A 24,367-nucleotide genomic window follows, 5' to 3' on the forward strand; every position below is an offset into this window, starting at 1 on the left:
TATTGCGCCTAGCGGAGCGCATCGCTGACCTTCCCTACTTCCACATGCCACCAGCGCGGCAGCAGCTCGCGGATTTCCGTGCGCGCAAAGCGGTCGTCGAGCAGGTGCAGCACGCCCCGGTCTTCCTCGGTGCGAATCACACGGCCCGCCGCCTGCACCACCTTCTGCAGTCCCGGATAGAGGTACGTGTACTCGTAGCCCTTGCCGAAGCGCGACTGCATGCGCTCGCGCGTGATCTCGTTGAGCGCGTTGTATTGCGGCAGGCCCAGGCTCGCAACGAAGGCGCCGACGAGGCGGCTGCCCGGCAGGTCGATGCCCTCGCCGAACGCACCGCCGAGCACCGCAAAGCCGATGCCCTGCCCGCCTTCTTCGAAGCGCGCGATGAAGCCGTGGCGGTCGGCTTCGAGCATGCCGCGCGTCTGCGTCCACACCGGCACGCCGGGGTGCCGCGCCGAGAAGGCGGCGCGGGCGCTCTCCAGGTATTCGAAGCTGCTGAAGAAGGCCAGGTAGTTGCCGGGCATGCGCTCGAACTGGGCGCCGATGATGCCCGCCACGTTGCCCAGCGATCCGGCGCGGTCGCGATAGCGCGTGGAGACGTCCATCGCCACTTCGACACGCAACTGCTGGCTGTTGAACGGCGAGGCCACGTCGAGCAGCGCGGTGTCCGGCGGCAGGCCGAGCGCGTCGCGATAGAACTCGAAGGGCGAGAGCGTGCCCGAGAAGCAGGTGACCGACACCGCATCCGCGAACCGGCCTTCGAGGAACGGCGCGGGCACGAGGTTGCGGATGGCCAGGGTGCGGTCCTGCTGCCGAGCCTGTTGCGTCGTGCCGAGCGTGCGCTCGAACACCGAGTGGTCGTCGAACACCTCGGCGAGCCGGGCGAAGTGCAGCGCATCGAAGAAGAAGCGTTGCAGCGGGCCCTGCGCGGCCTCGGGCTTGGCGGCGAAGTACTCGGCCATGGCGGTGTTGGCGGTCTGCAGCGCGCGGACGAAACGCTCGGGAATTTCGTCGGCGGTTTCGTAGTTCTCGGTCTGCGATTGCTGGACGGTGTCCCACTCGCGAAAGAGCCGTGCGAGCGGGCCGCGCACCGGTGCGGGCGCGATGCGGTGCGCCTCCTCGAGCGCCCCGCCCTCGAGCTGCGCGGTGTACATGCCGCGTGCGCGCTCCAGCAGGTTGTGGGCTTCGTCCACGAGCACCGCGACGCGCCAGCCGGCGTCCTTCATGGTCGCGAAGAGGAAGGCGCTGCCGTCGAAGTAGTAGTTGTAGTCGCCCACGATCACGTCGCTCCAGTGGGCCATTTCCTGCGCGAGGAAATAGGGGCACACCGTGTGCTGCAGCGCGACCTGCCGCAGCGTCTGCCGGTCGAGCCAGCCGGCCTGTGCGGCTTCGATGCGGGCGGCGGGCAGGCGGTCGTAGAAGCCCTTGGCGAGCGGGCAGGAATCGCCGTTGCAGGCGCGGTCGGGGTATTCGCAGACTTTCTCGCGCGCCGCGAGTTCGAGCACGCGTGGCTGCGCGCCACTTGCGGCACAGCCCTTGCCGAGCACCCGCAGCGCATCGAGTGCCACCGGGCGGCCCGAGGTCTTGGCGGTGAGGAAGAAGACCTTGTCGAGCTTCCCCGCCGCGCGGGCCTTGAGCAGCGGAAAGATGGTGGCCAGCGTCTTGCCGATACCGGTCGGCGCCTGCGCCATGAGGCAGCGCCCGCCGGCGGCGGCGCGGTAGACGGCTTCGGCCAGTTCGCGCTGGCCGGTGCGGAAGGAGGGGTGCGGGAATGTGAGTGTCGCCAGCGCCTGGTCGAGCGCGCCGCGGTGGTCGGCTTCCTGCTGCGCCCACGCGGCGTAGCGCTCGCACAGCGACTCGAAGTGAACGCGCAGCGCGTCCCATGTGTGGCGTTCCTCGAGCACGGTTTCCTCGCCGGTGGCGAGGTCGAGGTAGACGAGCGCAACCGTCATGTGTGCATGCCCGTGCTGCTCGCACAGCATCCAGCCGTAGATGCGGGCCTGCGCCCAGTGCAGCGCGCGGTGGTTGCCGCGGATGGCGTCGAAGTCGCCGCGGAAGGTCTTGATCTCTTCCACGCGCGGTTCGTCGGGCGCGTAGCCGTCGGCGCGGCCGCGAACGCGCAGCGCGCCGTGCCGGGCTTCGAGCGATACCTCACTCTGGTAGTTGCCGCCGCGCCGCCCCTGCACCAGCGCATGGCCGGCCATGCCTTCGAGCGCGCTGGGCGCGGGCACGAAGCGCAGGTCGAGGTCGCCCGCCTTCGCGCCGAAAGCGCAAAGCGCCTTGACGGAAACGACGTAGGCGGCCGAAGCCGGATCTGGCGGGGTGGTGGAGGAAGCCGGGGCCATCGCTCGAATGACTGTATGAAATTACAGTATACCGAGCGATGCAATGTTAACGTTGAGGGTCCATCGTCCGTCTCGGGACCTTCTCCGACAGGGCGACCCTCCGTTTTCGGCAAAACTTGACAAGTTTTGCTTACAAATGCGCTGATGAAAACTCCTGCCGCCATCGATCCCCACGACTTCGACCGTCTGCTGAGTCGCAATCTCAAGCTCCCGATGCTCGGAGGATTGCTCGGCGCCGTGGTGTTCGTCGGGCTCATCCTGTTCCTGCTCTCGACCATCGGCTGGGTCGAACACACCGACCGCGTGACCCGTTCGGCCAGCGAACTGCAGCGCCGCAGCATCGACATGGAAACCGGCATGCGCGGCTTCCTGATCACCGGCGAAGAAAGCTTTCTCGAGCCCTACCAGAGTGCCCTGCCGCGCCTGAAGCCCGACACCGATGCGCTGCGCAAGCTCGTGTCGGACAACCAGCAGCAGGTGGAGCGCATCGACCGCATCATCGGCTTGCAGGGCGCCTGGAACGAATTCGCCAGCGACATGATTGCGGCCCGCCGCGCCGGCAACGACGTGCAGGCCACCGCGCGCCTGGGCCGCGGCAAGCGGTTGATGGACGACATGCGCGCCGAATACATCGCGTTCATGGACACCGAACAGGCCCTGCGCTTCCAGCGCAACAACGATGCCAACCGCACCAGCTGGTGGACGGTCGGGCTCTTCCTGTTCTTCACGCTGACGCTGACCGGACTGATCAGCTTTTTCGGCCGCCGCCAGCTGGTGCGGCTGTCGGACAGCTACGACGTCGTGCTCAAGGAGCAGGCGGCGCATTCGCAGCGGCTGTCGGAAGAGGCGTGGCTGCGCGGCACGCAGACCGAGCTGGTGGGCGAACTGGTCGGTGAGCTGACCGCGCCGGACATGGGCCGCAAGATCCTCGCCTTCTTCTCGCGGCACCTGGGCAGCAGCGTCGGCGCGATGTATGTGCGCGAGCGGCACGGTCCGCTGCGCCGGGCCGCGAGCTACGGCTTCTCGGCCGATGCCGAAGCCTCGCCGCAGGTCTTCTCGCCCACCGAGAGCCTGGTGGGCCAGGCGGCCGCCGAGCGGCGCCGCATGCTGATCGACCCGATTGACGCCGACTACCTCAAGGTCAACTCCGGGCTGGGCGCGATGGCGCCCAAGACCGTGTTGCTGATGCCGGTGATGAGCGACGGCGTCGTCAACGGCGTGGTCGAGCTCGGCCTGCCCGGCGCGCCCGACGAGCGCGCGAGCCAGCTGCTGGAAGTGGTGTGCGACGACATCGGCACCTCGCTCGCCGCGGCGCGCTACCGCGAGCAGCTGCAGGACGTGCTGGCCGAAACGCAGCAGCTCAACGAGGAGCTGCAGGTGCAGCAGGAAGAGCTGCGCACCGCCAATGAAGAGCTCGAAGAGCAGTCGCGGGCGCTGCGCGCCTCGCAGGCCATGCTGGAGAACCAGCAGGCCGAGCTGGAGCAGACCAACAGCCAGCTCTCCGAGCGCACCGAGGCGCTGGACCAGCGCAACACGGCCCTGCGCCGCGTGCAGCGCGACCTGGAAGACCGCGCCGACGAGCTGCAGCGCGCGAGCCGCTACAAGTCGGAGTTCCTCGCGAACATGTCGCACGAGTTGCGCACGCCGCTCAACAGCGCGCTGATCCTGGCCAAGCTGCTGGGCGACAACCCGCAGGGCAACCTCACGCTGGAGCAGGTGAAGTTCGCCGAGTCGATCTACGGGTCGGGCAACGACCTGCTGGTGCTGATCAACGACATCCTGGACATCGCCAAGGTCGAGGCGGGCAAGCTCGAGGTGGTGCCCGAGGACGTGTCGCTCGCACGGCTCGGGCAGAGCCTGGAGAGCACCTTCAACCCGCTCGCGATGCAGAAGAACCTGAGCTTCCGGCTCGAGGTGCAACCGGGTGCGCCGGCCTCGCTGGTCACCGACCGGCAGCGGGTCGAGCAGATTCTCAAGAACCTGCTGTCGAACGCCCTCAAGTTCACCGACAAGGGCGAGGTGGCGCTGGTGGTTTCCGCCACGGCCGATGGCGGCGCGGCCTTCGCGGTGTCGGACTCGGGCATCGGCATCGACGCGCAGCAGCACGAGCTGATCTTCGAGGCCTTCCGCCAGGCCGACGGCACCACCAGCCGGCGCTACGGCGGCACGGGGCTGGGCCTGTCGATCTCGCGCGACCTCACGCACCTCTTGGGCGGCACGCTCACCGTGCAGAGCGAGCCCGGCAAGGGCAGCACCTTCGTCCTGCAACTGCCGGCCCTGGCGCCGCAGGCTTCGACGCAGCAGGCCACCGCCCCGCGGAGCATGCCGACCTATGCGCCAAGCAACCGGAGCCCCGCCGCCGCGCCCGCCCCCATCGCACTGCAAGCGCCCACGCCGCGGGCCGTGGTGCCGGCGCCGCAGTTCGACGACGACCGCGCGATCCCGCGCGACCAGGTGCGCCGCGTGCTGGTGATCGAGGACGAGCCGCAGTTCGCGCACATCCTCTACGACCTGGCGCACGAGCTGGGCTACCGCTGCCTGGTGGCGCACGGCGCGGCCGACGGTTTCGAGCTGGCCACGCAGTTCGTGCCCGACGCCATCCTGCTGGACATGCGCCTGCCCGACAGCACCGGCCTCGATGTGCTGCAGAAGCTCAAGGATTCACCGCACACGCGCCACATCCCGATCCACGTGGTCTCGGCCGCTGACAACGCGCAGGCCGCCGCGCTGCACATGGGCGCCATCGGCTTCGCGCTGAAGCCGGCCACCCGCGACGAACTGATGAAGGTGTTCGGCCGGCTCGAGGAAAAGCTCACGCAGAAGGTCAAGGTCGTGCTGCTGGTGGAAGACGACGAACTGCAGCGCGAAGCCGTGATCAAGCTGATCGGCGACGACGACATCGAAATCGTGGCCGTCGGCTCCGGCGAAGAGGCGCTGGAGCTGCTGCGCACCCGCGTGTTCGACTGCATGGTGACCGACCTGCGGCTGCCCGACATGCAGGGCAGCGAGCTGCTCAAGGCGATGGCGGCGGAAGAGATCGTGTCGTTCCCGCCGGTCATCGTCTACACCGGGCGCAACCTCACGCGCGACGAAGAAACCGAGCTGCAGCGCTACTCGCGCTCGATCATCATCAAGGGCGCCCGCTCGCCGGAGCGCCTGCTCGACGAGGTGACGCTGTTCCTGCACAAGGTGGAGGCCTCGCTCTCCACCGAGCGCCAGGGCATGCTCAAGACGGCGCGCGGGCGCGACCGCATCTTCGAGGGCCGCACCATCCTCCTGGTGGACGACGACGTACGCAACATCTTCGCCCTCACCAGCGCGCTGGAGCAGCGCGGCGCGGCGGTGGAGATCGGCCGCAACGGCCGCGAGGCGCTCGAAAAACTCGACCAGGTGCGCGAGATCGACCTGGTGCTGATGGACGTGATGATGCCGGAGATGGACGGCCTGGAAGCCACACGCCGTCTGCGTGCCGACCCGCGCTTCGAGAAGATGCCGGTGATCGCCATCACCGCCAAGGCCATGAAGGACGACCGCGAGCAGTGCCTGGCCGCCGGCGCCAACGACTACCTAGCCAAGCCGGTCGACCTGGAGCGGCTGTTCTCGCTGCTGCGCGTGTGGATGCCCAAGATGGAGCGCCTGTGACCGACAAGCCGCCCTCGCCCCTGCAGCCGCTGAGCGACACCGAGATCGAGCTGCGCCTCCTCATGGAGGCCATCTATCTCAAGTACAGCTACGACTTTCGCAACTACACCACCGCCTCGCAGAAGCGCCGCGTGCTGTATGCGCTGGAGCAGCTCGGGCTGCCGAGCATCTCGGCGCTGCAGGAAAAAGTGCTGCGCGACGCGGGGCTGTTCGGGCGGTTGCTGCAGTTCCTCACGATCCCGGTGAGCGAGATGTTCCGCGACCCGTCGTACTTTCTCGCGCTGCGCGAGCACGTGGTGCCGATCCTGCACACCTACCCCTCGGTGAAGGTGTGGGTGGCGGGCTGCAGCACGGGCGAGGAGGTCTTCTCGCTCGCCATCCTGCTGCGCGAAGAAGGCCTGCTCGAGCGCACCCAGATCTATGCGACCGACATCAACCCGGCTTCGCTCGAGAAGGCGCGCCAGGGCATCTTTCCGCTGGAGGCCATTCGCGGCTACACCACCAACTACCAGCGCGCGGGCGGGCGCAGTGCGTTCTCCGACTACTACACCGCCGCCTACGACGCGGCGCGCTTCGACCCGTCGCTCTGCGCCGACGTGATCTTTGCGGACCACAGCCTCGCGACCGACACCGTGTTCGCCGAGACGCAGCTGGTGTCGTGCCGCAACGTGCTCATCTACTTCAACCGGCTGCTGCAGGACCGTGCGCTCGGGCTGTTCCACGAGTCGCTGTCGCACCGCGGCTTCCTGGGCCTGGGGTCCAAGGAAAGCATCGACTTCTCCGGCTACGCGGACCGCTTCGCGCCGCACGCCCGCGCCGAGCGCATCTACCGCAAGGCGACATGACGACGCTGCCTCGCCCCTACACCCGCAAGCGTGTGGACACAGTCGTGCTCGGCGCTTCGGCCGGCGGCATCGATGCGCTCATGGTGCTGCTCGAGGGGCTGCCCGCGGGCTGGCGCCTGCCGATGACGGTGGTGCTCCACCTGCCCGAGAACCATGACAGCCATCTCGCCGAGATCTTTGCGCTGCGCCTGCCCATTCCCGTGCACGAGGCCGCCGACAAGATGCCGGTCGCGGCCGGCAGCCTTTATTTCGCGCCGCCCGGCTACCACCTGTCGATCGAGCGCGAGCGCTGCTTCTCGCTCAGTTGCGAGGCGCCCGTGTTGTTCTCACGGCCGTCCATCGACGTGCTGATGGCCTCGGCCGCCGACGCCTACGGCCCCGCGCTGGCCGGCTTTCTCCTGACCGGCGCCAACGACGACGGCGCCGAAGGCCTGCATCGCATTCACCTGGCCGGCGGACTTACCGCCGTGCAAGACCCGAAAGAAGCCCTGATTTCCATCATGCCCAACGCCGCCCTTGCGCGTCACGCCCCCGACCACGTCTTGCCGCTGCGCGAGCTTCACGCCCTGCTCCTGCAACTGGAGGCCGCCCATGCCCATTGACGTCCAAAGCAAGCTGCTGATCGTCGATGACCTGCCGGAGAACCTGCTGGCGCTCGAGGCGCTGATCCGCGCACCGGACCGCCTCGTGTACCGCGCCGGCTCGGCCGAGGCGGCGCTCTCGCTGCTGCTGGAGCATGAATTCGCGCTCGCCATCGTCGACGTGCAGATGCCCGGCATGAACGGCTTCGAGCTGGCCGAGATGATGCGCGGCACCGAACGCACGCGGCACATCCCGATCATCTTCGTGAGCGCCGCGGGGCGCGAGCTCAACTACGCCTTCCAGGGCTACGAGAGCGGCGCGGTCGACTTCCTGCACAAGCCGCTCGATCCGCATGCGGTGGTCAGCAAGGTCAACGTGTTCGTCGACCTGTACCAGCACCGCAAGGCGCTGCGCCACGAGATGGAATCGCTCGCCGCCGCGCACAGGAAGCAGGAAGAACTGGTGCAGCAGCTGCAGCACACCCAGCAAGAGCTGGAGCGCGCGGTGCGCATGCGCGACGACTTCATGTCGATGGTCTCGCACGAGCTGCGCACGCCGCTCAATACGCTCTACCTGGAAGCGCAGTTGCGCCAGCTTCACCTGTCCAAGGGCAACCTCGCCAACTTCGCGGCGGACCGGCTGCCCGCGATGATCGAGCGCGACCAGCGGCAGATCCGCAACATGGTGCGCCTGATCGACGACATGCTCGACGTGACGCGCATGCGGCGCGATGCGCTGTCGATCCAGACCAAGCCGGTCGACCTGGCGGTGCTCGCCCGCGCCGTGGTCGAGAACCTGCGCCAGCAGGCCGAAGCCGCGGGCTCGGTGATCACGCTCGAAGCGCCGGCCGCGCTGCATGGCGTGTGGGACGAGTTCCGCATCGAACAGGTGCTGACGAACCTCTTGACCAACGCGCTGCGCTACGGCGGCGGCAAGCCGGTCGAGATGACCGTGCTGCAAGCCGGCAGCACGGCGCGCGTGAGCGTGCGCGACAACGGCATCGGCATTGCGCCCGAAGACCAGGCGCGCATCTTCGAGCAGTTCGAGCGCACCGAACACAGCCGCCAGCACGCGGCCGGGCTGGGCCTCGGGCTCTACATCACGCGCAAGATCGTGGACCTGCATGACGGGCAGATCGGCGTGGAAAGCGCGGCCGGCCAGGGCGCGCGCTTCACCGTCGAACTGCCGCTGCAGACCGGCACGGCGGGCCCCGCTCCCAAGGCGTAGGAACACCCTTACGCCGCTCAAGACACATTCCGTTGATACTGCTTCTTTCGACTTACCCAAGAGACAAACCGCCGTGAACGTGCTGATCGTCGACGACAACCAGGCCGCTGCCGACCTGCTGCAGGAACTGCTCACGCTGCAGGACCACACGGCCCGCTGCACCTACACGGCGCAGCAGGCGCTGGACGCGGCGGCCGCCGAAAGCTTCGACGCCGCGCTGATCGACCTCACCCTGCCCGACTTTCCGGGCTCCGAGGTGGCGCGGCGGCTGCGCGCGAGCACCGCCGAAGGCACCCCCCGGCTGCTGATCGCGATCTCGGGTTTCTCGGCGCAGGACGCGGCCGGCGAAGCGGCCAAGGGGCTGTTCGACCATCACCTGCAGAAGCCGATCGACATCGCGCAGCTCGATCGCATCCTGGCGCAGCCTTCGCTCTAGGAAAAACCGGAGGTCCGTGCCGATGCGCCGCCTCTTTCTCGTTCTCTCGCTTCTTGTGCCGCTCGCATCGACGGCGGGATGGACCGACAGCACCGGCAAGCTGATTCCCGACACCGAATCGATGCGCAGCAACGGTGACTTTCATGCGCAGTTGCTCATCACGCCGGACGAGGCCGAGCTTCGCAAGGCCTGGAACACTTCCAGCCGCGCACCGACGCTGCGGGTTACCGACAGCGTGAAGCGCGGCATCAGGTCCAGCGCGATGCTGTTCCTGCGCGGCTGCGCGCCGAATGCCATTGGCCAGTGCGATGTGGTGGTCGAGTTCTTCGTGATCACCCCCAGCGGACAGCGCGTGCCGGCCGGCGGTGGGCCACTCTGGACTTCGGAGCCGCCCCAGGCCACGCTGGTGCTGGGTTCGGCCAGCATGAACTTCAGTTTCGACCCGACCAATGAGGCCGGGCTCTACAGCGTGCAGGCCAAGGTGGTCGACCGCATCGGCAAGCGCACGCTCGAACTGTGGGGCCGCATCCGGCTGGACTGACGCGCGCGGTCGTGGATTCCGGTCAGGGCGTCCCGAGCACCATCGTCCAGTAGTACGGATAGGCATTGCCTGAGCCGCCGCGCACGCATGCCAGCGCGACGTGCTTGTAGTTCGCGCCCATCAGGTTGCGGCAGTGGCCTTCGCTGCCCTGCCACGAGTTCATGGCCGAGGCGACGCTGGTCTGCCCGGCCGCGATGTTCTCGCCGACGCCCGACCACTTGTAGCCCGCGTCGGTGGCGCGGGTGCCCACCGTGCTGCCGTCCGAACCGGTGTGATCGAAGAAGTTCTTCGCGACCATGTCGCGCGAATGGCGTGCCGCGGCCGTGTCGAGCTGCGCGTTCCATGCGATGGGCGCGGCGGCCGGGTACTGCGTGGCGCCGCAGGTGCGCGGCTCGCTGCGGAACTGGTTGACGCGGGTGATCGTGTCCTGCACGAAGTCCGGCAGGCTGCAGCTTTCCAGTGCGGTGGGGCCGGGTGCAGGCGCGGGTGCCGGTGCAGGATCTGGAGCCGGCGCAGGTGCGGGAGCGGGCGCGGCTGCAGGCGGAACGCCCAACCCGAGCGGCAGCGCACCACCACCGCCGCCGCCACCTCCTCCCCCACCGCACGATGCAAGCAACAGGGTCGCGAGGGTGCCGATGGCGGCGGTCTGGAATTTCGAGCGCATGGTTTCTGGGGGTCCTTGTAAAAGAGAAAAAGCAAAAAAGAAAGGCGATGGTTCAGGCCCGGCGCATCGCCTTGAAGCGATAGCGCCGGAACCCATTCTTCTGCATGAAGCTGATGGGCTCCCAGCCGCGCGCCAGTGCACGGTCGGTGATCTGCGCCATCTGCACGCCGAGGTAGTCCTGCAGCTTGTCGGACACCGAAAGCTCGAACTCCCGCAGCCCGCGGTCCAGCGCGTCGATGGCGGCGATGGCGCCCTCGACGCTGGAGAAGGGGTGCATGGGCGTCAGGTCCGCACCGCGAACGTGAGAGGAGGTTTTCCTGCCGCCATCGGACGGAAAGGACACGCGCGTGCCGCCTTCCTCCCCGTTCAGGCCCTTCATCCCCTTCATGCCGCTCGCGCCGTTCATCCCATGAACCCCACGTTGCGCGGATACGCGATGCCGCTCGGCGCCGTCATGCCGAAGTTCTTGAGGTTCGGCAGGATGCCGTCAAGCTGGTCGTCCGGCACGCCGAACCAGCGCGCCAGCGTGCCCGCGTACTGGTCGACCGAGGTGGTGGGCAGCAATCGGCCCTGCCCCACGTGCCACTGGTCGATGTCGGAGGCGGTGTTGGTGATGCTCACCGGCGGCGCCGTGCCGTACAGCGCCTTGCCCTTCACCGCGCCGCCGACCACGAAGTGGTGGCCGCCCCAGCCGTGGTCGGAGCCATTGCTGTTGCTCGAGAGCGTGCGGCCGAAATCGGACGCGGTGAAGGCCGTGACCTTGTCGGCCACGCCGAGCACGCCCATCTGGTTGTGGAACGCGACCAGCGCATCGGACAGCCCCTTCATCAGCCCGGGCTGGCGCGCGATCAGGTCGTCGTGCAGGTCGAAGCCGCCCATCGAGACGAAGAACACCTGGCGCTTGACGCCCAGCGCGTCGCGCCCGCGGATCAGGCGCGCCACCATCTTGAGCTGGTCGGCCAGGTAGTTCTGCGGCGGGAAGGTGCCGGTCGCGAAATCCGACTGGATCGCCTCGGTGATCTTTCCCTCGGCCGTGACCGCGCGCCGGATGACCTTGGTGTATTCGTTCTCCAGCGTGTGGCCGCTCTCGCGCTGCGCGATCTGCTGCATGGCCGCCTTCACCGTCGACGAACCGAACAGGTTGCCGCCGGTGCCGCTTACCGCGCCGATGCGCACCGCGCCGCCCGTTCCCACCTGGTACTGCAGCGCCTGGTCGCCCGAGAGGAACACCGCATTGCCCGAGACCGACATGCAGGTGAAGAGCGAGCCCGCGTTCGGCCCGAGCGCCAGGTCGCCCAGATTGCCGCCCCAGCCGACGGTCGAGCCTTCGGGCGAGGACGACTGCCACACCGACTGCTGGTCGTTGTGCGAGAAGAGCTTGGGCGGAATCGGGAAGTCGCGGCGGTTGCTGCTGTTGTATTGCGCGCGCGTCAGCGGCTTGATGAGCGGGCCGACGTTCAGCTGCACCGCCACCTTGCCCTGGTTGTTGAAGAGGTCGGCCAGCCCCGTCATCGACGGATGCAGCGCGTACGCGCGCCCGCCGGGGAGCGCCTGCGTCGGCTTGAGTTCGGTTGCGGCGAGCGCGGCGCGCGCGATGGCAATGCCGCCGCCCGCCTCGCCATTGCCGCCGCGGATCAGGCTGTACTGGCCGTAGCTGTCGGCGTCGTAGGTGACGACGGTGTTCGCATAGTCGTTGCCGCCGAAGAGAAACACGCACACCAGCGCGCGGTAGTCGTCGCCGGGTGCGGCCTGCGCGGCGGCCTCGCCCATGGCGGCGAGATTGAGCGCGAACGGCAGCGCGGTGCCGGCCATCGCGAGCTGGCCGGTGCGGCGGAGGAACGCGCGGCGGGTGTGCCGCGCGGGATCGATCAGGTACATGAAAGACGCTCTCGCTTTATTTCTGGACAAGGTATTCGGGCGAACCCATCACCAGGAGGACGGCGGCGCAGATGCGATTGAGCTTCGCGCCGTCGCTGCTCGCCGCCGTGAGGTTGGGCGTGGCGAGCGCGGTGGTGATGAGGGTGACGGTCGAGGCCGTCAGCTGGTTGCCGGTCAGCACCAGGTTGAGCCGCCGCACCAGCGCAGCGGGGTCGAGCACCAGCGCCTTCTCGGCCGCGTAGCTCGCCAGCACGTCCTTGCTGTTGAAGCCGTTGGGCAGCACGCTCTGCATGAAGTTGAGGTAGCCGCCCACGCTGCTTTCGTTGACCAGCTGGAACTCGGGCGCGACCAGCTTGTTGCCGGCGATGGCCGTCGACGGCGGCACGTAGCCGGGCCGGAAGAAGTTGAAGACCGAGGGCGAGCGCAGCGGGCTCTGGCCGAGGCCGAAGCTCGCGTCCGAGAGGATGCCGATCTTCCAGGCGTCGGTGGCCGAGGCGATGCCGCAGGTGCGGCCCCATTGCACGAAGCGCAGCATCGGCTCGCGCAGGCGCCCGAAGTTCGGGTCCGAGAGGCCGCCCGGGCCGCGCGCCTCGTCGTCGAACAGGATGGCCGCGAACACGCTCTTCATGTCGCCGCGCACGCCGCCGCCGTTGTTGGCGAAGACGCCGGCCACGCGCTTCACGTACGCCGGGCTCGGGTTGCTGGTCACCAGCCGCTGGATCAGCTGCTTGCCGATGAAGGGGCCGGTGTTCGGGTGGTTGAAGAGCGCATCGAGCGCGATCTTCAGCGCCGCCGGGCCGGGCGTGCCGCCGGGCACGCTGGTGCCGAGGAACTTCGCCTCCAGCATGGAGTGGTTCGCGGCCAGGTAGGCCATGGGGCGCGTGGTCCAGTCCTTGGTGTCGAAGGCGCCGCCGCCGTTGGGCGGCCTGAAACCCTCGCGCTCCCCGGCGCGGATGTCGAGCACGTAGCCGGTGAAGACGCGCGCGAGGTTCGTCACATCGTCCTGCGTGTAGGTGTCCAGCGGCTGGCCGTCGGCGCCGGTCTTCACCGTGCCGTCGGCATTGAGCTGCGACAGGCCGATGGTCATGAGCTGCATGACTTCGCGCGCGTAGTTCTCGTCGGGCTGCCGGCCCCGGCCGTCTTCCTTGCGGTTGTCGCGGGTGTTCAGGTAGAAGCCCATCGCCGGGTTGAGCGTCACGTCTTCCAGCAGCGTGCGGAAGTTGCCGGTGACGCCCGCGACCAGCGTGTCGAAGTACTGGGCCATCATGGCGTGGGGCCAGTTCGAGCCGATCTCGTTGGCCGAGACCACGAAGATCTCGCTGAGCGCGAGTGCCATGCGCTTGCGCACCGGATCGGCCGACGCCATCAGCTGGCGCCAGATGGCGGCGTCGATCTCGGCGGTGTCCCAGGGCTTGCTGTCGATCCACTCCCAGGCCGATTGCGCACGCGGCGCGCCGAACTGCTCGCTGAGCCAGGGCAGGTAGCCCTTGTTGCGCACGTCGGCAATCTCCGCGTCCGAGGCCGAGAACTGCGCCTGCAGCAGGAAGCGTGCGGCTTCGTCGTCGGTCTTGGCCTGCGTGTAGCGGTAGGGGCCCGCGTCCGGTTCCGCGCCGGGGCCCGGTGCAGGCAAGCCGCCGATGCCGCCGCCGAATCCGCCCCCTCCGCTTCCGCCGCCACCTCCACCGCAGGCCGCGAGTGCGGCCGCGATGGAGAACGTCGCCAGGGCCTTCAAGGGCCTGGACGACGCTTCGGTCTCGGCTGTGTCTGTTGCCGGCGTATCGACATACGCCAAATCGTCGGCCACGCTCGCGCAGCCGGCTTCTATCGGTTCCACCATGTTTCCTCGCTCCTGCGGCGTTCCTGCGCCGGTAGCGATTCAAGGCAAGTGCCGTGCCCTGCGGATTTCGGTGGTGAGAACCTTTGACGACGGGGTCGTCAATCCAATAATTGTGACTTTATGTGACTTTTTCGTCACTTGTGAAACAAAATTGGCAACTCCAGAGGCCCGATCGGGCAGGTCTTAAGTTAACGCGGCGTGCGAGAACTTCAGTCTTGCTCGTCTTCCCATTCGTAGCCGTTCGGCGGGCGATACGGATAACCGGGGCCGTAGTAGATGCGTCCGGGCGGCGGGCTGTAGATGGGCGCCGGGCGGTAATACACCGGCGGCGGCCGGTAGTAGACGGGTGGCGCGGGCTGGTAGTAGATCGGCGCCGGGTAGTAAACCGGCGGCGGCACGTAGTACGGCGCGGGATAACCGCCGCCCACATACCCGGGCGTGCCGATCTGCACAGACCAGTGGCCGCGCGCATTGGCGGCACCCGCGGCGAGCAACGCGCCGGCCGCGATCGCGCCGAGGGTTGCCCATTTGAAAACAGAAGAATGTTGTTTGAAGTTCACAGCGGCTCCAGGGCCAAGGGCGAACAGCGCCCGGTTCACAAGCAACGCCCGACGCAACCCGCCGGTGCACCTTCTCAAGGACTCACCTCGCGGCGCGACAGCATCACCTCGCCGCCGGTCGTGTTGAAGGCAATGGTCGGGGCGCTGAAATCGCTCAGCGGTGCGCCCAGGCCGATTTCGCCACGGCCGTGCAGCACGCATTCCTCGCGGCGCAAGGCGATCTCGGTGCTCGGCCCGCCATTGCCATGAAAGCGCACCCAGGTGCCATAGGTGCTGATGTCGATCAGCACGCAGCTGCCCTGCCGCATCTCGATGCGCGCATGCAGCCGCGAGACGCGCGGGTCGTTGACCACGAACTGCGCGTCGTCCACGCGCCCCAGGTGAATCGGCAACTGCTCGCTGCTGAACATGGAGCGCACGTCGAGCCAGGACAGCTCGATCTGGCCGAACGACGAGTCCGGCATCCTGAGCGGCGCCAACGCGGCCGGCACGGTGAGAAAGGTGGTCACGTCTTCCTGCCAGTCGATGCGGTGCACCACCGACATCTCGCTGCGGCCGCGGATATTGATGAGCCCAAGGTCGCGATGCTGGACGCTGCCTTCGCGCAGCTGCGAGATCACCGCATCGGTCACCCAGATCTGCCCGGGTCCGGCGAGGTCGCTCAGCCGCGATGCGAGGTTGACGGCATCGCCGAAGCAGTCGCCCTCCAGCTCGACCACTTCGCCGCTGGCCACGCCGATCTGCAGCGCCATGCGCAGCGGCGCGGGCCAGACCTGCAGGCGTTTCTGGTGGTAGCGCTGCAGTTCGATCACCGCGTGCGTGGCGGCCGCGCCGCTCGAGAAGATGGCAAAGACGCCGTCGCCCAGCGACTTCACCACCCGGCCGCCGTGCGCCTGGCAAACGCCGCCGATCCACTGGGTCAGGCGCGTCACCGTCTCGGTGGCGCGCGCATTCCCCATGGCCTCGAAGACCCTTGTGCTCCCTGTCAGGTCCGCGAAAACGACTGTGGCATTGACACCCATACTGTCTTGTACTCGGTAGCGATCGCTGGTTGATTATGGTCAGGAAGCCTTGCGGCCCCTTGCCCGTGTTTCGGTTGACATATGCCCAAACCCTGGCTCGCCGGACGATGTAGTACTTTTGATATCAAATTTCAATAGTCGCTGGAAGTGATACGTAAAGCTTGTTGTTTGCAAACAAGAAACACTGTTTAACATCTTGTGTAATGCCGAACTCAAGCTTAAGGTAGCGGCCGTCCTGGCTTCCGGCAATACGCTATTCGTCACATGGTGCTCTTCCGCCGCATTTTTAGTCTGCTGAACGTGCCCAGTTTCGGATCCCGCCAGGCGACTGAAAGCCAACTGGGGCGGATTCGCACGGCCATGCTGTCGGTGCTCCAGGTCCATGGCGGCCATTCGATCCAGCGCGTCAGCCAACGCGTGCGCTTTGCGGTCGACGTCGAAGCCCTCTGGTACCTGCGCCAGGACGTGATGACCGCCCTGAGCGCCATCGACGGCGAATCCGCCGCCCGCCGCCAGATGAAATCCATCAACAGCATGTTCAAGGGCGGCCTGCCCGGCTCGATGGGTCCGCGCACCCATCAGCGTTTCACCAACAACGGCTGAAGGCGAAGCGGCTTTCGACGGCCGCCAGCCCGCCTGGCATTCAGTGCGCGTGGTCATGGTCGTGTGAATGGGCATGCCGATGCCCCCACACGAGGAACACGTCGCGCCCTTCGGCCGCCATCGCCACCTTCGCACCCACCGGCAGCAGCACCTTCGTCGGCACGTGGCCGAACGGCAGGCCCGTGAGCACCGGCACCTTCTTCAATGACGCGCGCAGCCGGTCGACCACCGTATCGAACCCGAACCCGCGGTCGTAGCCCGGCACCTTGCGGATGCCGGTGAACTGGCCGAACACGATCGCCTTCTGCTTTGCCAGCACGCCAGCCATCTTCAGCTGGTCGAGCATGCGTTCGATGCGGTAAGGGTGCTCGTTGGTGTCCTCGATGAAGAGGATGCCCTTGTCGACCGCCGGAAAGTACGGCGTGCCGAGCAGGCTGACGAGCACGCAGAGGTTGCCGCCCCAGAGCACGGCGTCTTCCACGGGCTTGAACTTCAATTCGGCATCACGCACCGGCATGCGCCAGCCGGTGCCTTCGCCCTGCCCGCTCAACAGGTCGTCGAAACAGGCTTCCATGATGTCGTCGGCACCGGCTTCGGCGCCGAAGTCTTCGCCGACCGCGGGGCCGGACCAGGTGACGGCACCGGTCTTGGCGACCAGCGCGTTCTGCAGCGCGGTGAAGTCGCTGCAGCCGACGAACTCGGTGCCGCGGTGGATCGCCTTGGCCACGGCCTTGTACGGAATCTGGTCGAGGATGCGCGTGAGCCCGTAGCCGCCGCGCGCGATGAGCGCGATGTTCGCGCCGCTCGCGGCCGCGCGCGAAATGGCGGCAAGCCGCGTGGCATCGTCGCCCGCAAAACGCTGATGCACCGAGAGCGCATCGGGATCGACCTCGACCTCGTGGCCGAGGGCCTGGAGTCGTTTCACGCCGCGCCGGAATGCGGCCTTGTCGCGGATTGCGCTGGAGGGAGAGTAGATGTAGATGTGTTTGGTCACGAGGTTGAGTATCCCATTGCGTTGCGCGCCAACCGGGCAAGCAGCGTGGCCTGCGTGGCCGTTGGCCCCGAGGACGAAGCGATCGGTCCGAGCGCGCGCAGTGCGGCTTCGTAGCCGCGGTCGGGGTACGGCGCGCGCCACGCGTCCTTGATGCGCTCGCCGCCATCGGGGGCGACGATCACGGCCGCAAAACGATCGGCGGCCGCGGCTTGCAGCAGCGATGCAAGTCCAGTGGCCGCGACGCTGTGCACCAGCACCACAGGCTGCGACTGCACACGATCCAGCCATTCGAGCAGCACGTCGCGGTGCCATTCGAGTTGGTGTGCGGCTTCGCGCTTGGGCTTGTCGCTTTTGCCGAAGCCGATGAGGTCGGGCACCAGCGTTTGCAGCCCCTGCGCGCCGACGAGATGGCGGAAGAAGTAGCCCCATTCGCCGGGGCCGTGCAGGCAGAGACAGGAGGCCCGTTGGCCATCTCCGCCCGACGCGCCCTCTTCGTCCACAAAGTGCAGGCGCCAGCCCTGCAGGCTTGGCAGGTCCTGCACGTAGTGCGGCGCGAAGGCGTAGCCACTCAGCGCTGCGAAGCGCTCGGCCGGCGTGCGCAGCGCATCGTCGCGCAAGGGCTCGGCCTGCTCGCGCGCCACACTGCGCCGCTGCTGGAAGAAGCCCTGCAGCACCGCAGCGCATTCCTCCGCGAGCACCCCACCCTGCACCTGCGTGCGGTGATTCAGACGCGGCTCGGCGAACAGATCGAGCACCGATCCCGCCGCGCCGGTCTTGGGATCGGCCGCGCCGAACACCACCCGCGCCAGCCGCGAATGCAACATCGCGCCCGCGCACATCGCACAGGGTTCGAGCGTGACGAACAGCTCGCAGCCGTCGAGCCTGTAGTTGCCCAGCGCGGCGGCACCGGCGCGCAGCGCGTTGATCTCGGCATGGGCGCTCGGGTCGTGTTGCGCCACGGGTGTGTTGCGGCCGGTCGCGATGACCTGGCCGTCCTTGACCAGCACCGCGCCCACCGGCACCTCGCCGGCTTCGGCCGCAAGGCGCGCCTCGGCCAGCGCGAGCGCCATCCAATGCGCGTCGTTCGTCTGCGATGGCAACTCAGTTGTCATCCGGCATCTTGCGCGCCTGCGCCGCGGCGTCGAGCGCGTCTTTCACCTGCTGCTGAACCTGCTGGCTCTGCGTGCGCACATCGACTGGCGCCGCTCCGGGTGCTGGGGCCGCGGCACCAGCCACGGACGGCAACACGGGCGCCACCGCCGTCGTCAGTTGCTTCTTGGCGATCAGACCGACGATCACGAGCGCCAGCACCAGCCCGAGCAATCCGAACACGCGCATCTCAGCTTCCTTCCGCCACGGGTGCTTCGGCATTCATGCCGAGCCGGTCCATCCACACGGCCAGCGCCTGCTCGTCCGGCGTGCCGGCTCCGTACATGGCGCGCATGGCCGCATGCGATTCCTTGCGATGCTGGTTGATCTTGACCTTGCACTGCAGCGCGGTCACCTTCAGCTCGAAGCCGACGATGCCGTTGAGCATCTTGAGCTGGAACTCCTCGCCCAGGTCGCGCCACTGCTGCGCGTAGGCGGGCTCGTGTTCGCCGATGAGCTTCTTGAGCAGCGCGTCTTTCTCCATGGGCTCCTCCACCAGCCGGGCCTCGACCGTGCAGTGCACCGCGAGGTAGTTCCATGTCGGCACGCGCGCCAGGTCGGGATAGACCTGGGGCGACAGGTACGAATGCGGCCCGAGGAAGGTCGCAACCGCCTGCGGCCGCGCCTGCAGGTAGCGCCAATGCGGGTTCGGCTTGGCGCAATGCCCCCACAACACCAGCTCGTCGCCCTCGCCCGCCTCCGCCACCAGCGGCAGGTGCGTGACGAACGGCAGGCCGTCGTTGTCGTTCGAGATCAGGCTCGCGAACGGGCGCGAGCGCATCAACTCCAGCGCGATGGCCGGGTCCTTGGCATTGAACTGCGGGGGCATGTACATGGGTTTTTTTCCTCGTGGCGAACCCCGATTGTCCCCGAGCCGGCCTATCTTGCACGCGGCGCTTCCAGGAGCTTGACCATCGCGGTGTAGCCGCGCGCCTTCGCCAGTTGCAGCGGCGTGTTGCCCTGACGGTCGGTCAGCTTCAGGCTCGCGCCCGCATCGACCAGCGCGGCCAGCGTGCGCTGGTGGCGCGGCCCGCCGTCGCCGAGCACGATCGATTCGATCACCGCCGTCCAGTGCAGGTTGTTCACGTGGTCGAGCGGCGCGCCGGCCGCGATCAGGCGGCGCACCACGTCGTCATGGCCCAGGTGCGCGGCGGCTATGAGCGCGGTGCCGTCGTAGCGGCTCGTCGTTTGCCCGGCATTCGCGCCCAGCGACAGCAGCAGCGTGAGCGTTGCGGCATCGTCAGCGACCGACGCGATGGTTACCGCGTCATAGCGGTCGTCTTCGAGCGGGTCGAGGTTCGCGCCCGCCTTGGCGAGCAGCTTGATCGCTTCGCGCTGCCGCGCGTAAGTGGCGACGTGCAGCGGCGTGCGGCCCTTCGCGTCGCGCGCTTCGAGGTTCGCGCCCGAGGCAACAAGCGCCTTGAGCTTCGGCAGATCGCCATACCATGCCGCGCGGTGCAGTCCTTCATAGGCCAGCACCTCGGCCGCGAGCGGCGGCACCTGGGCCGACACGCCGGCCGATGCGCCCAGGCCGAGTGCACCAGCCAGAACGAGAGACCAGGCACCGCGCCTCATCGCCATCAGCCCAGCAGGCCCTTGACCTTCTCGATCGCCGCATTGGCGCATTGGTCATCCAGGTGCCCGCCCGGCGCACCGCCCACGCCCACGGCGCCAATCACTTCGTTGCCCCACTTCACCGGCACGCCGCCGCCCAAGAGCAAGAAGCCCGGCAGGTACACGAGGTTCGCGGCGCCGGGGTTCTTCTGCGCGCCTTCCATCATGGCCTGTGTCGGGCTCTTGGCCGATGCCGAGGTCCAGGCCTTGCGCTCGCTCGAGGCCAGCGTGTGCGGGCCGGCGTTGTCGGCGCGATGCACGGCACGCACGGTGCCGGCGCGGTCGACCACGGTGGCGGCCACGTTGTAGCCGTTGGCGGCGCAGGCGGCCACGGCTTCGGCGGCGATCTGGTTGGCGAGCGTGAGCGAGATGTTCTTCTCGGTGCGCACGGCGGGAGCGGGTGTCTGGGCTTGAACGGCCGATGCGGCGAGCAGGACGGCGAGGCAAAGAATGGAACGCATTTTTGATTTCTCCAGTAGATGCAGGGTGACTGCGCCAGCATGTTGCCGACGGCTGCGCCACTGTAGAAAAAGCCATGCGCCGCGACCATTCGTACGGCTACGCCCGCCGCTCCGTAGAACTACGGAGCGCGCACCTCACGCGTCCGCGGTCACCAGCACGGCATACCGCCGGATCAACTGCGCAAGCGAATCGCAGTCCAGCTTCGCGAACAGGTTGGCCCGGTGCGTCTCGACCGTGCGCGGCGACAGCGCCAGCGTGCGCGCGATCTCCTTGTTGGTGAGCCCCTGCACGATGAAGGCCAGCACCTCGCGCTCGCGCTCCGACAGCTGCGCCACCCGCTCGCGCGCGGCGTTGTCGGCCTGCGAGCGTTCGCGCGTACGCACATGCTGGCGCACCGCCTGCTGCAGCGCCTCGAGCAGTTGCTCGTCGTCCACCGGCTTTTCGAGGAACTCGGCCGCGCCGGCCTTGAAGGCTCGGCGGCACATCTCGACCGTGCCGTGGCCGGTCAGCATGATCACCGGCTGGTCGACGCCCTGCGCCATCAGCCGGTCGAGCACCGTGAGCCCGCTGATGCCGGGCATGCGCACGTCGAGCACGATGGCGCCGACGCTCGCGCGGTCGAAGCCGTCGATGAAGGCCTGCGGATCGGCCCAGCCCTGCACGCGCAGGCCGACGGTGCCGATCAGCAGCGAGAGGCTGTCGCGCACGGCCTGGTCGTCGTCGATCAGGTGAATCAACGGTGACTGGGGTTGATGTGTGGCGGAGGTGTTCATGCGGACTGCGCCACCAGCGGCAGCAGCAATGTGAAGCGCGCACCACGCGGCGCGGCATGGGCCGCCGTCAGGCTGCCGCCCATGCCGCTCGCCAGCGTCTCGCTGAGGCTCAGGCCCAAACCGAGGCCGCCCTCGCGCGTGCTGAAGAACGGCTCGAAAAGACGCGGCATCGCCTCGGGGGAAATGCCGCGGCCGTTGTCGGTCACGGTCAGCACGCCCTCCTGCCCATTGCGCCCGACCGACACCACGAGCCGGCGTTCGGCAGCGGGCACGAGGTCGAGCGCCTGCAGCGCGTTCATCAGCAGGTTGTGCACGATCTGCTCCAGCGCCACCGCCTCGGCCTGCACGCGCACCGGCGCCTGCGCGCCCGCATCGAACTGGGCGGCGACGCCGCGCTGCGCGAACTCGGGCGCGAGCAGGTGCATCGCGCTGCGCACCACCTCCTGCAGCACCAGCGGCTTCACATCGCCGCCGGCCTCGGGCCGCTCGATCACGCGGCGCAAACGGCCGACCACATCAGCCGCGCGGCGGGCCTGCACCACGGCCTGCCCCATCGCGTCGCGCGCGGTGGCGAGGTCGGGCGGATCGTCGTCGAGCAGGCGGCGCGCGGCCTGCGTATTGGCCAGCACGGCGGTGAGCGGCTGGTTGAGTTCGTGCGCCAACCCCGCCGACAGCTCGCCCAATGCATTGAGCCGCGCGACCTGGCCCAGGCGCAGCAGTTCCTCGGCCCGTCGGCGTGCGATGCGCTGGCGCTGCGCCATCCAGAGGCCGGCCATCAACACCGCCATCGCCACCGCCCATCCGGCGATGCTGCGCCACGGCAGTTCGCCCCAGCCGACCTGTCGTTCCGCGACCAGATCGAATGGCTGGCTTGGAGACGCGAGCGCCTTGGTGAGACCGAAGCGCCAGCCGCCTTCGCCCAGCCGACCGGGCTGCAGCACCAGTTGCTGCCCATCGCGCTGCAGGCTCACGCGCACCGGGCTGCGCTGCGGATTCATCGGCCAGTCGCGCCAGGGCACGGAGCCGGCCAGGTCGATTTCGAGCGCGTAGCTGAAGGGCGTGGCGCCGATCACGAGCTGGTAACGGCCCTCTGCAAGATTGAGCGATGCGAGCTCGGCGCGCTGCTGGCTGCGCGAACGCGCTTCGGCGGCGACCAATGCGCTCGCCAGTTTTTCGTCGGGCCATGCCTCATCGCGCGCCCGCCGCTGCACCTTCAGGATCGACGCGTACACGGATGGCAAGCGCTGCTCCGGCTGCTCTGCATCGGCGCCGGGCTCCAGCAGTGCGAGCGTGGCCAGCACCGCGTCGTACTGCACCACTTGCTGGCTCATGAGCCGGTGCGCGATGCGCGCGTCGGTCTCGAAGTCCTGGCTCAGTTGCGCGAGCTCCGCGCGCGCCAGCCACACCGCGCCCGCCACCGTGAGGATCAGCCATGCCAGCCACCAACCACCCTGCGAGCGCAACCACTGTTTCATGGCGCGGATTGTGCCCGCCGCTGCGAGGCGACCCGGTGTTGGCCGAGAATGCGACCCCAGCATGAGCGAAGTACAGGACTCCCTTTTTCCCGATCTTCCGCGCCCGCAAGAGGCGCCTGTGGCCTCGCCGCAGCCCGAGGCTGAAGCGCCCGCGAAAAAGAAATCGCGCGGCGCCACCGTGGCCCCCGCCCCCACCGATCCGGCGCTCGTCGATCTGGCCTCAGCGCTCTCGCCCAACCTGCGCCTCGGCACCTCCTCATGGAGCTACCCCGGCTGGGCCAACCTCGTGTGGGACGGCGAATACGCCGAGACCGTGCTCTCGAAGAACGGCCTTTCAGCCCTCGCCCAGCACCCGCTCTTTCGCACCGTAAGCCTGGACCGCAACTTCTATCGCGCCCTCACCGCGAGCCAGTACGCGCGCTATGCGGCCATGGTGCCCGCCGACTTCCGCTTCGTGGTGAAGGCGCCGAGCCTCGTGACCGACGCCACCGTGCGCGACGAAAGCGGCCGCGGCACGCAGGCCAACCCCGTGTTCCTCAACAGCGAAATCGCGATCCAGGAGTTCGTGCAGCCCGCGCTCGAAGGCCTGGGCGACCGCATCGGCGCGCTGGTGTTCCAGCTGAGCCCCATCCCTTCGCAGTTGCTGGCCGACCAGCCCGCGCTGCTCACGCGCATCGGCGAAATGCTCGAAGCACTGCCCGGCCTGAAGCAGACCGCGCCCGATGCCGTCATCGCCGTCGAGGTGCGCGACCCGCAACTGCTGTGCCCCGCCTTCGCCGACATGCTGCGCAGCGTGGGCGCGACCTTCTGCATGGGCCTGCACGCCAAGATGCCGCCGATCGAAGACCAGTTGCCGATGCTGCGCGCGCTGTGGCCCGGCCCGCTGGTGTGCCGCTGGAACCTGCACCGCCGGCACGGCCGCTTCGGCTATGAAGATGCGGAAAAGCTCTACGGCCCCTTCGACAAGATCGTCGACCCCGACCCCGAGACGCGCGCGGCCCTGGCCAAGGTGATTGCCGGCACCACGCGCGCGGGCCAGAACGCTTTCGTCACCGTGAGCAACAACGCCGAGGGCTGCGCCCCGCTGACGATTGCCTCGCTCGCGCGGGACATCGTCGATCTGCCATCGCGCCCGGGGTAGACAGGAAATCCTATTCACGTAGCATGGCCCGCGCCTCCCCCACAGGAACCACGGTCATGAGCTCCCTGCCATTGCTTCGCACCCTCTTCAACTACCGCGCCTGGGCCAACGACGAGCTGCTCGAAAAGTTGGAAGGCTTCGATCCGGAGCGACATCAGGACGCACGGCACGATGCCATCCGCCTCATGAACCACTGCCACGTGGTCGACCAGATCTTCGCCGCGCACCTCACCGGCAAGGCGCATAGGTTCGCCTCGGACAACACGCCCGATACGCCGTCGCTGCAGGAGCTTCGCGCCACCGTTGCCGCGCTCGACCGCTGGTATCTCGACTACCTCGAAACGACGACGCCGGAACAGCTGTCCGAATCCGTGCCCTTCAGCTTCACCGATGGCGACAAGGGCTTCATGACGCGCGAGGAAATGCTGGCCCACGTCGTCACCCACGGCGGCTACCACCGCGGCGAGGTCGGCCGACTCATGCGGCAGCACGCCGTCGGCCTGCCGTGGGACACCTTCGCGGTGTACCTGCACAGCACCGATCCGTCGCGCCGGATGCAGGGGCAAAGACAGCAATAGCC

24 protein-coding genes are annotated in these 24,367 nt (G+C 68.0%); 9 read left to right on the forward strand and 15 right to left on the reverse strand.

What is annotated here, in order from left to right; genetic code table 11:
* Positions 1–8: 8 nt before the first annotated feature.
* Complete coding sequence (locus NU688_RS07780) at positions 9–2,342, reverse strand: ATP-dependent DNA helicase (RefSeq protein WP_257859960.1); 2,334 nt, start codon at positions 2,340–2,342, stop codon at positions 9–11.
* 144 nt (positions 2,343–2,486) lie between these two features.
* Here NU688_RS07780 and NU688_RS07785 point away from each other — a divergent pair, with 144 nt between their 5' ends.
* The 6 genes from NU688_RS07785 to NU688_RS07810 all read left to right on the forward strand — a co-directional run bounded on the left by NU688_RS07785 (position 2,487) and on the right by NU688_RS07810 (position 9,615).
* The gene (locus NU688_RS07785; RefSeq protein WP_257859961.1) at positions 2,487–5,984 is read left to right on the forward strand and encodes a response regulator; all 3,498 of its coding nucleotides are present in this window, start codon (positions 2,487–2,489) and stop codon (positions 5,982–5,984) included.
* Positions 5,985–6,046: 62 nt separating this feature from the next.
* Positions 6,047–6,829: a protein-glutamate O-methyltransferase CheR gene (locus tag NU688_RS07790; RefSeq protein ID WP_374684636.1), complete on the forward strand. Its 783-nt coding sequence runs from the start codon at positions 6,047–6,049 to the stop codon at positions 6,827–6,829.
* A complete protein-coding gene (locus tag NU688_RS07795) occupies positions 6,826–7,431 on the forward strand; it encodes a chemotaxis protein CheB (RefSeq protein WP_257859963.1) in 606 nt (201 codons plus the stop codon). The genes NU688_RS07790 and NU688_RS07795 overlap by 4 nt, the downstream gene beginning before the upstream one ends.
* Positions 7,421–8,638: a hybrid sensor histidine kinase/response regulator gene (locus NU688_RS07800; RefSeq protein ID WP_257859964.1), complete on the forward strand. Its 1,218-nt coding sequence runs from the start codon at positions 7,421–7,423 to the stop codon at positions 8,636–8,638. Before NU688_RS07795 ends, NU688_RS07800 begins: the two co-directional genes overlap by 11 nt.
* 73 nt (positions 8,639–8,711) lie before the next feature.
* The gene (locus NU688_RS07805) at positions 8,712–9,074 is read left to right on the forward strand and encodes a response regulator (protein ID WP_257859965.1); all 363 of its coding nucleotides are present in this window, start codon (positions 8,712–8,714) and stop codon (positions 9,072–9,074) included.
* A gap of 22 nt (positions 9,075–9,096) precedes the next feature.
* Positions 9,097–9,615, forward strand: coding sequence for a hypothetical protein (locus NU688_RS07810; RefSeq protein WP_257859966.1), 519 nt, complete (start codon positions 9,097–9,099; stop codon positions 9,613–9,615).
* A gap of 22 nt (positions 9,616–9,637) precedes the next feature.
* Here the strand turns inward: NU688_RS07810 and NU688_RS07815 are convergent, their stop codons facing one another.
* The 6 genes from NU688_RS07815 to NU688_RS07840 form a co-directional block, all read right to left on the reverse strand.
* Positions 9,638–10,279: a CAP domain-containing protein gene (locus NU688_RS07815; protein WP_257859967.1), complete on the reverse strand. Its 642-nt coding sequence runs from the start codon at positions 10,277–10,279 to the stop codon at positions 9,638–9,640.
* A 52-nt stretch (positions 10,280–10,331) separates the two neighbouring features.
* Entirely contained in the window at positions 10,332–10,556 is a 225-nt protein-coding gene (locus tag NU688_RS07820) for a hypothetical protein (RefSeq protein WP_257859968.1), read from the reverse strand.
* A 125-nt stretch (positions 10,557–10,681) separates the two neighbouring features.
* Entirely contained in the window at positions 10,682–12,157 is a 1,476-nt protein-coding gene (locus NU688_RS07825; RefSeq protein ID WP_257859969.1) for a DUF1501 domain-containing protein, read from the reverse strand.
* A 16-nt stretch (positions 12,158–12,173) separates the two neighbouring features.
* Positions 12,174–13,994, reverse strand: coding sequence for a DUF1800 family protein (locus NU688_RS07830; protein WP_257859970.1), 1,821 nt, complete (start codon positions 13,992–13,994; stop codon positions 12,174–12,176).
* A 209-nt stretch (positions 13,995–14,203) separates the two neighbouring features.
* A complete protein-coding gene (locus NU688_RS07835) occupies positions 14,204–14,554 on the reverse strand; it encodes a hypothetical protein (RefSeq protein WP_257859971.1) in 351 nt (116 codons plus the stop codon).
* Between the two features lie 74 nt (positions 14,555–14,628).
* Complete coding sequence (locus NU688_RS07840) at positions 14,629–15,576, reverse strand: adenylate/guanylate cyclase domain-containing protein (protein WP_257859972.1); 948 nt, start codon at positions 15,574–15,576, stop codon at positions 14,629–14,631.
* Positions 15,577–15,840: 264 nt separating this feature from the next.
* Here NU688_RS07840 and NU688_RS07845 point away from each other — a divergent pair, with 264 nt between their 5' ends.
* Positions 15,841–16,179, forward strand: a complete 339-nt coding sequence (locus NU688_RS07845) for a hypothetical protein (RefSeq protein WP_257859973.1) — start codon at positions 15,841–15,843, stop codon at positions 16,177–16,179.
* A gap of 40 nt (positions 16,180–16,219) precedes the next feature.
* Here the strand turns inward: NU688_RS07845 and NU688_RS07850 are convergent, their stop codons facing one another.
* The 8 genes from NU688_RS07850 to NU688_RS07885 all read right to left on the reverse strand — a co-directional run bounded on the left by NU688_RS07850 (position 16,220) and on the right by NU688_RS07885 (position 22,646).
* Positions 16,220–17,173 (reverse strand): LD-carboxypeptidase, encoded by a 954-nt coding sequence (locus NU688_RS07850; protein ID WP_257859974.1) that lies wholly within the window; start codon positions 17,171–17,173, stop codon positions 16,220–16,222.
* Positions 17,170–18,285 carry a tRNA adenosine(34) deaminase TadA gene (tadA, locus tag NU688_RS07855; RefSeq protein WP_257859975.1) on the reverse strand — a complete coding sequence of 372 codons (1,116 nt, stop codon included), beginning with the start codon at positions 18,283–18,285 and terminating at the stop codon, positions 17,170–17,172. The genes NU688_RS07850 and tadA overlap by 4 nt, the downstream gene beginning before the upstream one ends.
* The gene (locus NU688_RS07860; RefSeq protein ID WP_257859976.1) at positions 18,275–18,511 is read right to left on the reverse strand and encodes a hypothetical protein; all 237 of its coding nucleotides are present in this window, start codon (positions 18,509–18,511) and stop codon (positions 18,275–18,277) included. Before NU688_RS07860 ends, tadA begins: the two co-directional genes overlap by 11 nt.
* Position 18,512: 1 nt before the next feature.
* Positions 18,513–19,157 carry an FMN-binding negative transcriptional regulator gene (locus tag NU688_RS07865; protein ID WP_257859977.1) on the reverse strand — a complete coding sequence of 215 codons (645 nt, stop codon included), beginning with the start codon at positions 19,155–19,157 and terminating at the stop codon, positions 18,513–18,515.
* Between the two features lie 44 nt (positions 19,158–19,201).
* Positions 19,202–19,903 carry an ankyrin repeat domain-containing protein gene (locus NU688_RS07870; protein WP_257859978.1) on the reverse strand — a complete coding sequence of 234 codons (702 nt, stop codon included), beginning with the start codon at positions 19,901–19,903 and terminating at the stop codon, positions 19,202–19,204.
* A complete protein-coding gene (locus NU688_RS07875; RefSeq protein WP_257859979.1) occupies positions 19,903–20,397 on the reverse strand; it encodes a heme-binding protein in 495 nt (164 codons plus the stop codon). Before NU688_RS07875 ends, NU688_RS07870 begins: the two co-directional genes overlap by 1 nt.
* A 135-nt stretch (positions 20,398–20,532) precedes the next feature.
* Positions 20,533–21,171: a response regulator transcription factor gene (locus NU688_RS07880; protein WP_257859980.1), complete on the reverse strand. Its 639-nt coding sequence runs from the start codon at positions 21,169–21,171 to the stop codon at positions 20,533–20,535.
* Positions 21,168–22,646, reverse strand: coding sequence for a sensor histidine kinase (locus NU688_RS07885; RefSeq protein ID WP_257859981.1), 1,479 nt, complete (start codon positions 22,644–22,646; stop codon positions 21,168–21,170). The genes NU688_RS07880 and NU688_RS07885 overlap by 4 nt, the downstream gene beginning before the upstream one ends.
* Positions 22,647–22,707: 61 nt before the next feature.
* Between NU688_RS07885 and NU688_RS07890 the strand changes: the two genes are divergently transcribed.
* Complete coding sequence (locus NU688_RS07890; protein ID WP_257859982.1) at positions 22,708–23,787, forward strand: DUF72 domain-containing protein; 1,080 nt, start codon at positions 22,708–22,710, stop codon at positions 23,785–23,787.
* Positions 23,788–23,843: 56 nt separating this feature from the next.
* Positions 23,844–24,365 (forward strand): DinB family protein, encoded by a 522-nt coding sequence (locus tag NU688_RS07895; protein WP_257859983.1) that lies wholly within the window; start codon positions 23,844–23,846, stop codon positions 24,363–24,365.
* The last annotated feature ends 2 nt before the right edge of the window (positions 24,366–24,367 follow it).

Origin of the sequence: Variovorax sp. ZS18.2.2, from assembly GCF_024701975.1 — a bacterium.
In the GTDB taxonomy this organism is placed as follows: Bacteria; Pseudomonadota; Gammaproteobacteria; order Burkholderiales; family Burkholderiaceae_C; genus Variovorax.

Excerpts from the sequence above, each read along its gene's own strand:
- NU688_RS07780 (WP_257859960.1), bottom strand. The coding sequence starts at position 2,342 with ATGGCCCCGGCTTCCTCCACCACCCCGCCAGATCCGGCTTCGGCCGCC.
- NU688_RS07785 (WP_257859961.1), top strand. The coding sequence starts at position 2,487 with ATGAAAACTCCTGCCGCCATCGATCCCCACGACTTCGACCGTCTGCTG.
- NU688_RS07790 (WP_374684636.1), top strand. The coding sequence starts at position 6,047 with ATGGAGGCCATCTATCTCAAGTACAGCTACGACTTTCGCAACTACACC.
- NU688_RS07795 (WP_257859963.1), top strand. The coding sequence starts at position 6,826 with ATGACGACGCTGCCTCGCCCCTACACCCGCAAGCGTGTGGACACAGTC.
- NU688_RS07800 (WP_257859964.1), top strand. The coding sequence starts at position 7,421 with ATGCCCATTGACGTCCAAAGCAAGCTGCTGATCGTCGATGACCTGCCG.
- NU688_RS07810 (WP_257859966.1), top strand. The coding sequence starts at position 9,097 with ATGCGCCGCCTCTTTCTCGTTCTCTCGCTTCTTGTGCCGCTCGCATCG.
- NU688_RS07815 (WP_257859967.1), bottom strand. The coding sequence starts at position 10,279 with ATGCGCTCGAAATTCCAGACCGCCGCCATCGGCACCCTCGCGACCCTG.
- NU688_RS07820 (WP_257859968.1), bottom strand. The coding sequence starts at position 10,556 with ATGCACCCCTTCTCCAGCGTCGAGGGCGCCATCGCCGCCATCGACGCG.
- NU688_RS07825 (WP_257859969.1), bottom strand. The coding sequence starts at position 12,157 with ATGTACCTGATCGATCCCGCGCGGCACACCCGCCGCGCGTTCCTCCGC.
- NU688_RS07830 (WP_257859970.1), bottom strand. The coding sequence starts at position 13,994 with ATGGTGGAACCGATAGAAGCCGGCTGCGCGAGCGTGGCCGACGATTTG.
- NU688_RS07840 (WP_257859972.1), bottom strand. The coding sequence starts at position 15,576 with ATGGGTGTCAATGCCACAGTCGTTTTCGCGGACCTGACAGGGAGCACA.
- NU688_RS07845 (WP_257859973.1), top strand. The coding sequence starts at position 15,841 with ATGGTGCTCTTCCGCCGCATTTTTAGTCTGCTGAACGTGCCCAGTTTC.
- tadA (WP_257859975.1), bottom strand. The coding sequence starts at position 18,285 with ATGACAACTGAGTTGCCATCGCAGACGAACGACGCGCATTGGATGGCG.
- NU688_RS07860 (WP_257859976.1), bottom strand. The coding sequence starts at position 18,511 with ATGCGCGTGTTCGGATTGCTCGGGCTGGTGCTGGCGCTCGTGATCGTC.
- NU688_RS07865 (WP_257859977.1), bottom strand. The coding sequence starts at position 19,157 with ATGTACATGCCCCCGCAGTTCAATGCCAAGGACCCGGCCATCGCGCTG.
- NU688_RS07870 (WP_257859978.1), bottom strand. The coding sequence starts at position 19,903 with ATGGCGATGAGGCGCGGTGCCTGGTCTCTCGTTCTGGCTGGTGCACTC.
- NU688_RS07875 (WP_257859979.1), bottom strand. The coding sequence starts at position 20,397 with ATGCGTTCCATTCTTTGCCTCGCCGTCCTGCTCGCCGCATCGGCCGTT.
- NU688_RS07880 (WP_257859980.1), bottom strand. The coding sequence starts at position 21,171 with ATGAACACCTCCGCCACACATCAACCCCAGTCACCGTTGATTCACCTG.
- NU688_RS07885 (WP_257859981.1), bottom strand. The coding sequence starts at position 22,646 with ATGAAACAGTGGTTGCGCTCGCAGGGTGGTTGGTGGCTGGCATGGCTG.
- NU688_RS07890 (WP_257859982.1), top strand. The coding sequence starts at position 22,708 with ATGAGCGAAGTACAGGACTCCCTTTTTCCCGATCTTCCGCGCCCGCAA.
- NU688_RS07895 (WP_257859983.1), top strand. The coding sequence starts at position 23,844 with ATGAGCTCCCTGCCATTGCTTCGCACCCTCTTCAACTACCGCGCCTGG.